Origin of the sequence: Streptomyces cadmiisoli (assembly GCF_003261055.1) — a bacterium.
GTDB classification, from domain to species: domain Bacteria; phylum Actinomycetota; class Actinomycetes; order Streptomycetales; family Streptomycetaceae; genus Streptomyces; species Streptomyces cadmiisoli.
The window spans coordinates 659,922-672,998 of the sequence record NZ_CP030074.1 but is presented as its reverse complement, the minus strand read 5'-3'; the positions used below and the strand labels follow the sequence as shown (position 1 = coordinate 672,998).

The following is a 13,077-nucleotide window of genomic DNA, read 5'->3' as shown; positions in this document are numbered from 1 at the left end:
GGCCCGGACCGGCGGTTCTCGCCGTCCGGGCCGAAGGGCGGCACCGCACGCCAAGTAGGCGCGCGGGGTGCGCATGGCTTGGACGAAGGCCCGGCGGCCGCGGACGACGTCGCCGCCGGGACCGTCCCGTCCGGTGACCGCCCCCGCCCCGTGCGGTACGGCAACCCCGGCGCCGTCCGGCGGCGGGGAACGGCAAACGCGGCCCGCAATACGCCGCGACCGCCGGCAGGCCCGGCCGAGTCACCGAAGCAATGAGGAACGAACCAGTGAGGAATCCAGCAGTGAGCAACGCAGCAGTGATGAACGAGTCCGCCCGCATCTACGACGTGATCGTGATCGGCGGTGGCCCGGTCGGCGAGAACGTGGCCGAACGCGCCCGCGCGGCGGGACTGAGCGCCGTGATCGTGGAACGCGAACTCCTCGGCGGAGAGTGCTCGTTCTGGGCCTGCGACCCCAGCAAAGCCCTGCTGCGACCGGTCGTGGCCCGCGCCGACGCAAGCCGAATACCCGGCCTCGACCCGGCCGTCGCCGGCCCCCTCGACGTCGACGCGGTCCTCGCCCACCGCGACAAAATGTCCTCCTACTGGAAGGACGAGGACCAGGTCGACTGGCTCGACTCCGTCTCCGTCGACCTCGTCCGCGGCCACGGCCGCCTCACCGGCCCCAAGCAAGTAGCCGTACAGACCCCCGAAGGCGACACCGTCGCACTGACCGCCCGCCACGCCGTCGCCGTCTCCACCGGCACCCGCGCAGCCCTGCCCCCCATCCCCGGACTCGACACCGTCCGCCCCTGGACCAGCCGCGAAGCCACCAGCGCCGACAAGGTCCCCGGCCGCCTCGCCGTCGTCGGCGGCGGCGTCGTCGCCGTCGAGATGGCCACCGCCTGGCAGGCCCTCGGCTCCCAGGTCACCATGCTCGTCCTCGAGAACAGCCTCCTGGAGCGCATGGAACCCTTCGCCGGCGAACTCGTCGCCGACGGACTGCGCGAAGCAGGCGTCGACATCCGCTTCAACACCACCGTCTCCTCCCTGACCCGCGACAACAACGCACACAGCGCACACAGCGCAAACAGCGCGAACGGCGAGAGCGGCGCGAGCGGCGAGATACGGATCACCCTGTCCGACGGCGGACAGCTCACCGCCGACGAGATCCTCCTCGCCACCGGCCGCGCCCCCCAGACCCGCGACCTCGGCCTGGAAACCGTCGGCCTGACACCCGGCGACTGGCTCACCGTCGACGACACCTTCCAGGTCACCGCCATCGACGGCGGCTGGCTCTACGCCGTCGGCGACGTCAACCGCCGCGCCCTGATGACCCACCAGGGCAAATACCAGGCCCGCATCGCCGGCGCCGCCATCGGCGCCCGCGCCAACCGACAGCCCCTCGACACCACCCCCTGGGGCACCCACGTCGCCACCGCCGACCACACCGCCGTCCCCCAGGTCGTCTTCACCACCCCCGAAGTCGCCGCCGTCGGCCTGACCAGCCGCGAAGCCGAACACAGCGGACGCCCCATCAAGACCGTCGACTACAACCTCGCCCACGTCGCCGGCGCCCACCAGTACGGCGAGGACTACCGCGGCCACGCCCGCATGCTCGTCGACACCGACCGCAACACCGTCGTCGGCATCACCTTCGCCGGCCCCGGCGTCGGCGAACTCGTCCACTCCGCCACCATCGCCGTCGCCGGCGAAGTCCCCCTCGACCGCCTCTGGCACGCCGTCCCCGCCTTCCCCACCCTCGGCGAAATCTGGCTGCGCCTGCTGGAGACCTACCGCGGCTGAGCATCACTTCGGCCTGAATCCGGGGCGGTCCCGACCGCCACCGGGTCATTCCACGGCCGTCTACGGGTCAGCGAACTGCCTCCCCCGGCTGACCGTTCGACCGCAGGCGCACATCGCGCAGCCTGGTCGGCCTGACCACGACCCCCACCAAGAATTTGGTGCCCACCTCGTGCCCCTGGTCGGGGCTCTGTGGTCGATGGTCCGGTCGGGGCCGGCTGATACAGCCGGCCCCGACATCCATGACGTACCGCGGCTGGGGGCGCAGTCGTATCGCGGGTGCCCCTCCGCGCAGCCACCGCTCACCACCCGTACCGCGCATCGGACACGACACCCAGCCGCCTGCGCAGCCCCTGCGGCCCCGCGCACCGTTGGCGATCATGTGACATGGCGACGATGCGCCGTGTTGATCTCTGTTGCTGCGTCAACTTCTCCCGGTAGACGAAGGCTTCGACGAACAGTCGGTTCGGATGCCGGCCGTTCACCGTGCGGACTCGGGGAGTTGGTTCAGCAGATGAGATCCAGATCGAGGACAGCGGCCGTGGTGGCGGCCGCTGCAGTGGCGATGCTGGCCGCCGGGTTGCCGGCCGCAGCAGAGCCCGAACCCGGCCCCAGCCCCGTTTCCGGTTCCGGCGGTTCGATGGTGCCTGCGGCGGCCGCGCCGGGGCAGCGCACCGTCACCCTGGTCAGCGGCGACCGCGTCGCGTTCACCGGCAGCGGCAGCGCCATCCAGGTCACCGGGGTCACCCCGGCCCGAGGACGTGAGCACATCGCGTTCACCCGTATCAGGGCGGGCGGCCACGAATACGTGATTCCCGTGGACGCGACGCAGGCGCTCGGCGCCGGCCGGCTCGACCGGCAGCTCTTCGACGTCACCGGGCTCGTCGCGCAGGGCTTCGACGACGCCGCCCGCGCCGACATCCCGCTCATCGCGACGGCGCAGGCCGGGCGCGCCTTGCGCGGATCGGCGCAGCGGGAGACGTTCCCGGCGCTCGGGCTGACGGCGCGCACGGTGCGCAAGTCGGAGGCGGCGACGGCCTGGCGGGGCTTCCTGTCTGCCGCCGACGGCACGTCGCGCGCCGCTGTGTCCGGCAAGCTGTGGCTGGACGCCAAGGTGGAGGCGAGCCTGGACCGCTCCGTCGCCATGACCGGCGCGCCCGCCGCGTGGGCCAAGGGCCTGAACGGCAAGGGCGTGAAGGTGGCCGTCCTCGACACCGGCTACGACCCGGACCACCCCGACCTGAAGAACAAGGTCATCGCCGAGAAGAACTTCACCTGGGACGAGAGCGCCGCCGACCTGAACGGTCACGGTACGCACGTCGCCTCGACCGTCGCCGGCAGCGGCGCGGCCTCCTCGGGGCGGTACAAGGGCGTGGCGCCCGGGGCCGGCCTCCTGGTCGGCAAGGTTCTCGACGGGGGCGGCTCCGGGGACATCAGCTGGATCCTCGAGGGCATGCAGTGGGCCGTCGCCCAAGGCGCCGACATCGTCTCCATGAGCCTGGGCACCAGCGGCCCGAGCGACGGCAGTGACCCGCTGTCCCAGGCGGTCGAGACCTTGTCGGCCGACGGCGGGCCGCTGTTCGTCGTCGCCGCCGGCAACGAGGGCGCGCCGCGCACCATCGGCTCGCCCGCGGCCGCGCCCAGCGCTCTGACCGTCGGATCGATCACCAAGAACGGCGCCATGTCGTCGTTCTCCTCTCGCGGTCCGGCCGTGACCGACGGCGGCGTCAAGCCCGAGATCACCGCGCCGGGCAGCGCGATCACCGCCGCCCGTGCCGCGGGCACCCTGGACTCCGCGGCCGACAGCGAGTTCTACGCGACGATCAGCGGCACGTCGATGGCGACCCCGCACGTCGCGGGAGCCGCCGCCGTCCTCAAGCAGAAGCACCCCTCCTTCGACGCCCGGCAGCTGAAAGCGGCGCTGGTCGCCTCGGCCGACCCGGTCGACGGCGCGGGGGTGTACGAGCAGGGCGCCGGCAGCGTCGACGTACCCGGCGCGCTGGCGTCCGGGATCACCGCCGTCCCGGCCGCCGTCTCCGCCGAACTGGCCTGGCCCTACCGAGGCGACGTCACCCGCACCGTGACGTACCGCAACAACGGCGGCAAGGACGTTCGCCTGGCCCTGTCCGTCGCCGGTACGGCACCGGTCGCCGTCGAAACGCGCAAGCTCACGGTCCCGGCCGGCGGCTCGGCCCGGGCCGTGATCCGTGTCGACGCCGCGGCCGCGAAGCCCGGAGTCCACAGCGCCTGGGTCACCGCGCGCGGCAGTGACGGCGCCACCGTACGCACGCCCGTGGGCGTCGACGCGGAAGGCCCCAGCGCGACACTGACCCTCGAACCCGGCACCGAGCGGCCCGGCGTCGACACGACGTACACCAACCTGGTGGTGCAGAACGAGAAGACCGGCGAGGAAGAACTCGTCGACCTCACCGGCGGGCCGCAACAGCTCCGGCTCCCGGTCGGCGACTACCGCGTTTTCGGCGGTGCGTGGGAGTACGTCCGCCACGGCACGGTCAGCGTGCCCGCCCGGTCCGTCGTCGTCGCCCGGCGCGTCTCTCTGACCGGCGATCGGACCCTGAAGACCGATCTGTCGGCCGCGAAGCCGGTCACGATGGGCCTCGACGACCCGGACATGCGGATCAACGAATACGGGTCGGCCGCCGGCCTCGTCTCGACGACCGGCCAGGGCGCCCCCGCCGGGCTCGTCGCACCGCTCTACAACGGGGACTACACCACGCACGCGGTCGGCAGCGGCCGCATCCCCGGACTGACGTACTTCTCCGCCGCGTCCTGGGAGAAGCCCTACGTCCTGGCCACCACCACCTCGGGCGGCGGCCCCGTCGACATCCCCGTACAGCTCGTGTCCTGGCAGCGCTTCGAGTGGGACCTCGATGAGAAGGTCACCGACGCCGGTACCGGCAAGGACCTCGAAGGACTCGACCTCAAGGACCGGATCGTGCTCTACGAACCGGACTGGAGCCTGCCCTGGGAGGAAGCCGACCGACGCTATGCCGCGATCAAGGCGCGGCAGCCGGCAGCGATCCTCCTGGCGGGCTCGGCGTCGGTCGACCCCGCCGACCCCACGCTCGGCATCAGCGCGCACGGTGTCCAGCTGCTGCGCGCCCGGCTCGCCCAGGGTGATGTCACCCTGCGCATCAACGGCGAACGCAACGCCGACCGGGCGTACTTCACCTTCCACACCCACGACAACGGCATCCCCGCCGGCGCACACTGGCAGGACCGCCGCGCCGACCTCGCCAGGGGCGAGCACAGCCTGCGCACCACCGGCTTCCCCAACGACCCCAAGAGCCTGTACGCCTGGGCCACGCACGACGGCCTGAACCTGGCACAGCAGTCCACGGCGTTCAGAGCCCCGGACCGGATCACGGCCTACTACACACCCGGCGTGCCCTGGACCACGGCCACCTACGAATACATGCTCGACCACGTCGGAGCCCTCGGCGCCCAGTACACCGACCCGACCGTCTACCGCAGGGGTCGCACCACCAGCGACAACTGGCTCACCGGCCCCTTCAACCCCTCACTGTCGGTCACAGGTCTCGACGGGCGGGCACAAGCCACCCGCAACGGGAACAAGCTACGGCTCGCGCTGCCGATGTTCTCCGACGCGGCCGGCCACCGCTCCGACCCCGCACGCGACCTCGAGTCCGGACAGACAGTGCTGCGTGACGGCTCGGGCCGGGTGCTGGCCCGCAACGACGAGCCGGGGCAAGGGGTCTTCGACGTCCCCGCGCGCGGGCAGTGGTACGAGCTCACGTCGACCGCCCACCGCGACCACTCCGACTGGTCATTGGGCACCCATGTCTCCGACACCTGGCGGTTCCGGTCCGAGCACACCACCGGCGAGCGGCCGCTGGCACTCCTCGACACCCGCTACGACATGGGCGGGCTCGACGGCGACAACTCCGTGCCCGCGGACCGCGCGTACACCTTCGGACTCGCACTCGCCCCACAGGCCGGCACGCACGGCCGCACGGACATCAGCCGGGTCACGGTCCGCTACTCCACCGATGACGGCGCCACCTGGAGGCCCACCACCACCCGCGGCCACGGAAACGAGCGGCAGGTGACCGTACCGGCACTCGAGTCCGGCTGGGTCTCCCTGAAGGTGACCGCGGAGGACCGTTCCGGAGCGTCGCTCACCGAAACGGTCACCCGCGCCTACCGCGTCGGCTGCCCCGCCCACTGGTGCGGGTACGCGCCGGAATGGCCGCACTGGCGCACCGCACACTAACCACACTCAGAGACCCCCGTACGGGAACCACCCGCACGGGAAAGCATCACTTGCCGACGGCGCGGACTCTGTCCTTCCGCGCCGTCGGTACGGCTGCTGCTCAGTGGTTCGCGGGGGCGGCGGGCTCCCGCAGCCCATGATCCGCGGCTCTCAGAGAGCCGGTCCCAGCAGCAGTCCGCCGTCGATCACGAACTCGGAGCCGGTGGAGAAGCCCGCCTCGGCCGAGGCGATGAAGAGAACCTGACGGGTGACCTCCTCAGGCTCGGCCTTGCGCGGAATGGCGAAGGCGGCTGTGGGGTTGTCGGCGGAAACACCCTCCGGAGTTCCCTCGGAGCGCTTCGGGTCGGTCATCGGGGTGCGGATGAAGCCGGGGTGGACCGAGTTGACCCGGATGTTGTCACGCCCGAGTTCGAGCGCGGCCGTCTTGGTCAGGCCCCGCCCGCCCCACTTGCTGGCGACGTAGGAGCCGAGCGACGCGGCGCCCGTCAGGCCGACGACCGACGACACGTTGACGATCGAGCCGCCACCCGCCGCGCGCATCGAGGGGATCACGGCGCGGATGCCGAGGAACTGGCCGGTGAGGTTCACGTCGAGCACTCGCTGCCAGGTGACCAGGTCGGTCTCCTCGATGGTGCCGGGCACCATGATGCCCGCGTTGTTGACCAGGACGGAGACCGGGCCGAATGCCTCCTCCGCCGCCGCGACGGCGGCGGTCCACTGGTCCTCGCTGGTGACGTCGAGGTGCTGGAACAGCGTACGGTCGCCGAGCTCCGCCGCGAGTGCGCGTCCTTCGTCGTCCAGGACGTCGGCGATGAGCACCGAGGCCCCCTCGGCGGCGAAGCCCCGCACATGGCTCTCTCCCATGCCACGGGCACCGCCGGTGACCATCACCGTCTGACCTTCGAAACGGCCCATGACCGGTCTCCCTCTTTCCATGCCGGGCCGTGCGTGCCTTGTGCAGCATCAGCCTTATCTAATCGGGCAATAGTTTGTGCTGCATAGATGAATTGTCAAACAGCTATACTTGATGAATGACTCTCCACTTCGTGGCGGGGCAGCCGGGGCGGTCCGCACCGCTGCTCGACTACCTGGCGCGCCGGACCCGGCTGCGCGCAGAGGTCGCACTGGCCCCGCTCAACCTCCGCCCGCGCCATGTCGTCGCCCTGACCGTGCTGCGGGACAGGGGAGCCAGTGCGCAGCAGGCCATGGCCGAGACCCTGGACATGGACGGGACGAACGTCGTGGGGCTGCTCAACGAACTGGAGGCGGCGGGTCTGGTCGAACGGCGGCGCTCGCCGCAGGACCGCCGCCGTCATGTAGTGGAGATCACTCCTGATGGCCGCGAGCGTCTGGCGGAGGCGGAGGCCGCCGTGGCGGCGGTCGAGGACGAGGTCCTCGCAGCACTCGACGCCGAACAGCGCCAGACCCTGTACCTCCTGCTGCACCGGGCCACGAACGGCGTCGTGCGATGCACGGAGGAGTCACCCGAGCACTGAACCCGGGCGCCCCTGTGCAGGTCGCCGGTCCGTAGCCGAATCTGCCGTAGGTCGGGGCCTCGGAGGCCAGCAGCACGGAGAGGAAGTCCCCACGGGTCCGCAGCTCGGCGAGTTGATGCCGCATCATCGCGCTGAGCACGCCCTGCCGGCCCGGGTGGGTCACCCTGGTCGGGCGCGGCGGCGGTGATCTCCGGCGCCACCGCCAGAAAGACAGCAGCGACCTCTGCGCCGCGATTCGCTATGATTTAGCATTCAACTAGATCTGGCTCGATGGTGCCCGAGGAGGTCGCACCGTGGCGGAACTCGGACTGACTGACACGGTGGGCATGCTGCGCCTGCCCGGTGTGCGGCCGAGGTACAGCAGCGCGGGGTTCGGATGGGAGCACCTCTACGTCTCCGCGCAGAAGGAGCAGGCCTACCGGGCGAGGTTCGAACCCGCTCCCACTCATCTGCTCATCCTGCACCTCAGCGGCCCGGTCACCGTGTGCCGGGGTGAGGGCAGTGCGGCACGGTCGCGAACCGTCCCGGCCGGTGGACTGTTCCTTCAGCCGCTCGGCCGGGAGCTGAACGTCGAGCTGGGGGGCTCGCTGGACACGGTGCACGCCTATCTGACGGACCAGGCGTTGCGCGAGGCCAACGAAGGGCGGCCCGTCGAGCTGTCCGAGGAACTGGGTGCCACCGATCCCCTCGCCGAACAGCTCATGATCGCGCTGGATGTCGTGGTGCGCCGCTGGGAGCCGTCGGCCCGCACGTACGTGGACCACCTGACCGGCATGCTGGCCGCGCAGCTCGCCCGGCGGCACGCCGCCCGCCCGGCGGCCGGGCGGGTCCCCGTCCGCTCCGGGCTCTCCGCCCGGCAGCTCACCGCCGTGCGGGACCTGATCGCGGCGCGGCTGGCCGACCCGCTGCCGGTCGCGGACCTGGCCGCCGCCGCCTCGCTCAGCGTCAGTCAGTTCACCCGCCAGTTCCGCGCGAGTACGGGCCAGTCCCCGCACCAGTACGTACTGGGGCTTCGCCTGGACCACGCGTGCCGGCTGCTGCGCACCGGGTCGGCGCCGATCAGGCAGGTGGCCATCGCGTGCGGGTTCTCCCATCAGGAGCACCTGACCAGGGTGATGCGCGCCCGTCTGGGCACCACCCCGGCCGTCGTGCGCCGCGAGGGGTGAGAGGGCGGCGGCCGCCCTCCCCCGGTCAGCGCTCGAGCACCAGCGCCAGCGCCTGCCCCACTCCGATGCAGAGCGCCGCCAAGCCCGTACCCGAACCGGCCGCGGCGAGCTGGTGGGCGACCGCGCCCGCGACGCGCGCCCCGGAAGCGCCCAGCGGGTGTCCGATGGCGATGGCGCCGCCGCGCGGGTTGACGAGGGACCGGTCGAGCTCGGGCAGCGCCGCCAGACAGGACAGCACCTGGGCCGCGTAGGCCTCGTTGAGCTCGATGGTGCGCAGGTCCGCCGCGTCGACCCGGGCCTTGGTCAGGACCTTGCGGATGGCGTCCACCGGGCCGAGTCCGAAGTACTGCGGCTCGATGCCCGTGACCGCCGCCGCCCGCACCCGGGCCAGCGGTTCTCGGCCGATCGCCGCGAGCCCTTCCTCGTCGGCCAGGAGCAGCGCGGATGCGCCGTCGTTCAGCGGTGAGGCGTTGCCGGCCGTGATGGTGCCCTCGGGTGCGAACGCCGGCTTCAGCTTGGCCAGGGCCTCCAGGGAGGTGCTGTCGCGGATGTTCTCGTCGCGCGACAGGTCCACGCCGTCGACGGCGACGACCTCGCCGTCGTAGAGGCCGTCGCGCCACGCGGCGGCGGCGTTGCGGTGGCTGGCCAGGGCGAACGCGTCCTGCTCCGCGCGCGTCACCCCGTGCTTGGCGCCCACCAGCTCCGCGCTCTGACCGAGGGGGATCGTCCACTCCGCCGGCATGTTCGGGTTGACCATGCGCCAGCCCAGGGTGGTCGAGTGGAGTTGCTGGTCCTTGGCGGGAAAGGCCCGGTCCGGCTTCTGCAGGACCCAGGGGGCGCGGCTCATGGACTCCACGCCGCCGGCGACGGCTACGGAGGCGTCGCCGAGGGCGATGGCCCGGGCGGCCTGGACGACGGCCTCCATGCCGGAACCGCAGAGCCGGTTGACCGTCGCGCCGGGCACGCTGACGGGCAGCCCGGCCAGCAGGACGGCCATCCGCGCCACGTTCCGGTTGTCCTCGCCGGCTCCGTTGGCGTTGCCGAACAACACGTCGTCGATGCGGGCCGGGTCGAGGCCGGGACTGCGTTCCACGAGGGCCCGCAGCACGCCGGCGGCCAGGTCGTCCGGGCGTATGCCGGACAGGGCGCCGCCGTAACGGCCGAAGGGGGTGCGTACGGCGTCGACGATGTACACGTCACGCGGTTGTTCGATCATCGGGGGCTCCTGACGATGAGGGATGCGGACGTGAGGGCGACCACCTGCTCCGCCGTCACACCGGGCGCTGTCTCGACAAGGGCGAGTCCCTCCGGGGTGACGTCGAGCACGCACAGGTCGGTGATGACGCGATCGACGCAGGCCCGTCCCGTCAGCGGGAGCGTGCACTCCTCGACGATCTTGGAGCTGCCGTCCTTGGCGGTGTGCTCCATCAGCACGACGACCCGTCCCACGCCGTGCACGAGGTCCATGGCGCCGCCCATGCCTCTGATCATCTTTCCCGGGACGGCCCAGTTGGCCAGGTCACCGCGTGCCGAGACCTGCAGCGCGCCGAGGACGGCGGCGTCGATGTGCCCGCCGCGGATCATGCTGAACGACAGCGCGGAGTCGAAGAACGACGCGCCCGGTCGTACCGTCACCGTCTCCTTGCCCGCGTTGATCAGGTCGGGGTCGACCTCGTCCGGCGCCGGGTACGGTCCGACGCCGAGCAGACCGTTCTCGGAGTGCAGGACGACGTCCACGCCCGCCGGCAGGAAGTCCGCCACCAGGGTGGGCAGCCCGATGCCGAGGTTCACGTAGTCGCCGTCGCGCAGTTCGCGTGCGGCTCGTGCCGCCATCTCCTGTCTGCTCCAGCTCATCGCTCGCGTACCGTCCTCTTCTCGATGCCCTTGTCCGCCGCCTGCTCCGGGGTCAGTGCCACGACCCGCTGGACGAACACGCCCGGCAGATGCACCTCGTCGGGGTCGAGTTCGCCCGGCTCGACGAGTTCCTCCACCTCGGCCACCGTGATACGGCCGGCCATGGCGGCGAGCGGATTGAAGTTGCGGGCCGCCCGGTGGAACACGAGATTGCCGTGCCGGTCGCCGCGGGCGGCGCGGACGAGGGCGTAGTCCGTGGTGACGGCGTGCTCCAGGACGTGCTCCACGCCGTCGAACAGGCGCGTCTCCTTGGGCGGTGAGGCCACCGCGACCGAGCCGTCGGGGGCGTACCGCCACGGCAGGCCGCCCTCCGCCACGGGGGTGCCGACACCGGCCGGTGTGAAGAACGCCGGGATGCCGCTGCCGCCCGCCCGCAGGCGCTCGGCGAGCGTGCCCTGGGGGATCAGCTCGACCTCCAGCTCACCGGAGAGGTACTGGCGGGCGAACTCCTTGTTGTCACCGATGTAGGAGCCGGTGACCCGGCTGATGCGGCCTGCCGCCAGCAGCACGCCGAGACCGCGTCCGTCGACACCGCAGTTGTTCGACACGACGGTGAGATCTGCCGCGCCGGACTCGTACAGCGCGCCGATGAGCGTTTCGGGCACTCCGCTCAGTCCGAAGCCGCCGACGGCGAAGGACTGTCCGTCCGTGACGTCCGCCATGGCCTGTGCGGCCGTGGCCACTTGCTTGTCCATGGTCACCGCCCCAGCACTCGGCGCAGTGCGGCGAGCAGTTCGTCCCGTGCCTGCGCCGCGGTCTCCGGTGCGGTGCCGCGGCGCCAGGCCACGTAGCCGTCCGGACGCACCAGCAGCACGCCGTCCTCGGCCGTCTCGCTCACCCTGCTCCATTCGCCGTAGGCGTCACGGGAGTCGTCGTCGCCGACACGTACGCAGGGCAGCGATATGCCGAGTTCGTCGCGGCAGGCCTCCGCCGCCGCGTCCCAGACCCCGCCCGACAGTCCGGTCACCACGGTGAACACACCCTTGCCGACGACGTCGAGCGTGGACACGCGCTCGCCCTTGCTGTCCACGAGCCACGCGTGCGGCAGCTTGGCACCCGGGCGGGTGGTCGGACGGGACACCAGCTCCGGATCGTCCTCCCACAGCTCGGCGGGGGTGTCGTCGGCGACGATCGCGCCGGAGACGTAGCGCTGGTTCATCTCGACGCCGTGCGCGTTGAATTCGTAGTTCTTGAGCTGGATCGCGTCCTCCAGCTGCCGGCGCCGCTTGGCGCCCTCGGCGGTGCCGGCCCGCAGTGCGGCGATCCCCTCGGCGATGGTCCGCTCGTCGCTGTCGGCGCCGACGCCGAGCGTCTCGAAGACCGGTCCGAACTGGTCGCGGCTGAGGTTCGCGCGCTCGACGATCTGCCGGCCCACGGGGGCACGTTCGGCCGAGTAGCTGTCCAGCAGCCCCGGTTCGGCCTCGCCGCGGACGACCATGGCGAGTTTCCAGGCCAGGTTGTACGCGTCCTGGACCGAGGTGTTGGAGCCGAGTCCGTTGGACGGCGGGTGGCGGTGCACGGCGTCGCCCATGCAGAACACCCGCCCCGACGAATAGGCCGAGGCATAGGTGTGGTTGACGGTCCACAGCGAGGTGGACGTGATCTCCACGGGCAGGTCCGGGTCGCCGATGAGATCGCGCACGATCCGGCGCGCCTCCTCCTCGTCGACCGAGGGCGGCGGCTGCTCGATGTCGTAGCCCCAGACCAGCAGCCACTCGTTCCACGGCCGCACCATGCGGACCAGGCCCATGCCGATGCCGCCGGTCGCCGCGCCGGGCCGCAGCACCCAGTACAGGACGCTGGGGCGGTGGGCGCAGTACTGGGCCAGGTCCGCCTTGAAGACGATGTTCATGCTGCCGGCCTTGCCCATGCGTCCGTCCATGGGCAGGGCGATCTGCTCGGCGACGGCGCTGCGTCCGCCGTCGGCGCCGATCACATAGCGGGCCCGTACGGTGAACTCGTCGCCGCGGACCCGGTCGCGCAGCAGGGCCGTGACCCCGTCCTCGTCCTGCGTCAGGCTCAGGAACTCGGTGTCGAAGCGGACTTTGGCGCCGCGGGCCGCCGCGTTGGTGGTGAGGATCGGCTCCAGGTAGGTCTGCGGCAGGTCGATCATCTGGCAGGGGCTGGCCGACGTGTATTCGGTCAGGGAGCCGGGCCCCGTGCCCCAGCTGCGGATCCGGCCTATCTCGTCGCCCGTGAGCGCGGTGCACAGCACCGTGTCCCCCATGAGCTGGGACGGGCTGCCGTGCGCCATCGCCTCGGCTTCGACGCCCAGGTCGCGCAGGACCTCCATCGTGCGCTGGTTGGTGATGTGCGCCCGGGGGGTGTTGGCGAGCCAGCCGTACTTGGTGACGAGGAGGGTGCGGATGCCGTAGGTGGCCAGCAACAGGGCGGCCGAGCCACCGGCGGGGCCGCTGCCGACGACCAGGACGTCGGTGTCGTAGGTCTCCGTGCGGGTCATGAGT

9 protein-coding genes and 1 pseudogene are annotated in these 13,077 nt (G+C 71.6%); 4 read left to right on the top strand and 6 right to left on the bottom strand.

The genetic code is table 11. The features are described from left to right. Positions 1 to 299: 299 nt before the first annotated feature. Positions 300 to 1,784, top strand: a complete 1,485-nt coding sequence (locus DN051_RS43565; protein WP_112438039.1) for a dihydrolipoyl dehydrogenase family protein — start codon at positions 300 to 302, stop codon at positions 1,782 to 1,784. A gap of 541 nt (positions 1,785 to 2,325) precedes the next feature. Further along, positions 2,326 to 6,036 (top strand): S8 family serine peptidase, encoded by a 3,711-nt coding sequence (locus DN051_RS47425; RefSeq protein WP_162625205.1) that lies wholly within the window; start codon positions 2,326 to 2,328, stop codon positions 6,034 to 6,036. A gap of 150 nt (positions 6,037 to 6,186) precedes the next feature. On the opposite strand, the gene DN051_RS43555 is transcribed toward DN051_RS47425, so the two are convergent. After that, entirely contained in the window at positions 6,187 to 6,951 is a 765-nt protein-coding gene (locus DN051_RS43555; RefSeq protein ID WP_112443241.1) for an SDR family NAD(P)-dependent oxidoreductase, read from the bottom strand. A gap of 116 nt (positions 6,952 to 7,067) precedes the next feature. Between DN051_RS43555 and DN051_RS43550 the strand changes: the two genes are divergently transcribed. Next, complete coding sequence (locus tag DN051_RS43550; protein WP_112443240.1) at positions 7,068 to 7,532, top strand: MarR family winged helix-turn-helix transcriptional regulator; 465 nt, start codon at positions 7,068 to 7,070, stop codon at positions 7,530 to 7,532. Positions 7,533 to 7,544: 12 nt separating this feature from the next. Here the strand turns inward: DN051_RS43550 and DN051_RS43545 are convergent. After that, a pseudogene (locus tag DN051_RS43545) lies at positions 7,545 to 7,680 on the bottom strand (GNAT family N-acetyltransferase); the annotation flags it as partial. A gap of 145 nt (positions 7,681 to 7,825) precedes the next feature. On the opposite strand from DN051_RS43545, the gene DN051_RS43540 reads away from it, so the two are divergent. Further along, positions 7,826 to 8,698 carry a helix-turn-helix domain-containing protein gene (locus DN051_RS43540; protein WP_112443239.1) on the top strand — a complete coding sequence of 291 codons (873 nt, stop codon included), beginning with the start codon at positions 7,826 to 7,828 and terminating at the stop codon, positions 8,696 to 8,698. A 25-nt stretch (positions 8,699 to 8,723) separates the two neighbouring features. Here DN051_RS43540 and DN051_RS43535 read toward each other — a convergent pair whose 3' ends face one another. From DN051_RS43535 to DN051_RS43520, 4 genes are read right to left on the bottom strand one after another with little or no spacing between them, the layout of a single operon-like run. Next, positions 8,724 to 9,914, bottom strand: coding sequence for a thiolase family protein (locus DN051_RS43535; RefSeq protein WP_112443238.1), 1,191 nt, complete (start codon positions 9,912 to 9,914; stop codon positions 8,724 to 8,726). Next, complete coding sequence (locus DN051_RS43530) at positions 9,911 to 10,552, bottom strand: CoA transferase subunit B (protein WP_053756314.1); 642 nt, start codon at positions 10,550 to 10,552, stop codon at positions 9,911 to 9,913. The genes DN051_RS43535 and DN051_RS43530 overlap by 4 nt, the downstream gene beginning before the upstream one ends. Next, the gene (locus tag DN051_RS43525; RefSeq protein WP_053756321.1) at positions 10,549 to 11,307 is read right to left on the bottom strand and encodes a CoA transferase subunit A; all 759 of its coding nucleotides are present in this window, start codon (positions 11,305 to 11,307) and stop codon (positions 10,549 to 10,551) included. The genes DN051_RS43530 and DN051_RS43525 overlap by 4 nt, the downstream gene beginning before the upstream one ends. 2 nt (positions 11,308 to 11,309) lie before the next feature. After that, the gene (locus DN051_RS43520; RefSeq protein ID WP_053756313.1) at positions 11,310 to 13,073 is read right to left on the bottom strand and encodes an FAD-dependent oxidoreductase; all 1,764 of its coding nucleotides are present in this window, start codon (positions 13,071 to 13,073) and stop codon (positions 11,310 to 11,312) included. Positions 13,074 to 13,077: the final 4 nt, after the last annotated feature.

Excerpts from the sequence above, each read along its gene's own strand:
- DN051_RS43565 (WP_112438039.1), top strand. The coding sequence starts at position 300 with ATGAACGAGTCCGCCCGCATCTACGACGTGATCGTGATCGGCGGTGGC.
- DN051_RS43555 (WP_112443241.1), bottom strand. The coding sequence starts at position 6,951 with ATGGGCCGTTTCGAAGGTCAGACGGTGATGGTCACCGGCGGTGCCCGT.
- DN051_RS43550 (WP_112443240.1), top strand. The coding sequence starts at position 7,068 with ATGACTCTCCACTTCGTGGCGGGGCAGCCGGGGCGGTCCGCACCGCTG.
- DN051_RS43535 (WP_112443238.1), bottom strand. The coding sequence starts at position 9,914 with ATGATCGAACAACCGCGTGACGTGTACATCGTCGACGCCGTACGCACC.
- DN051_RS43530 (WP_053756314.1), bottom strand. The coding sequence starts at position 10,552 with ATGAGCTGGAGCAGACAGGAGATGGCGGCACGAGCCGCACGCGAACTG.
- DN051_RS43525 (WP_053756321.1), bottom strand. The coding sequence starts at position 11,307 with ATGGACAAGCAAGTGGCCACGGCCGCACAGGCCATGGCGGACGTCACG.
- DN051_RS43520 (WP_053756313.1), bottom strand. The coding sequence starts at position 13,073 with ATGACCCGCACGGAGACCTACGACACCGACGTCCTGGTCGTCGGCAGC.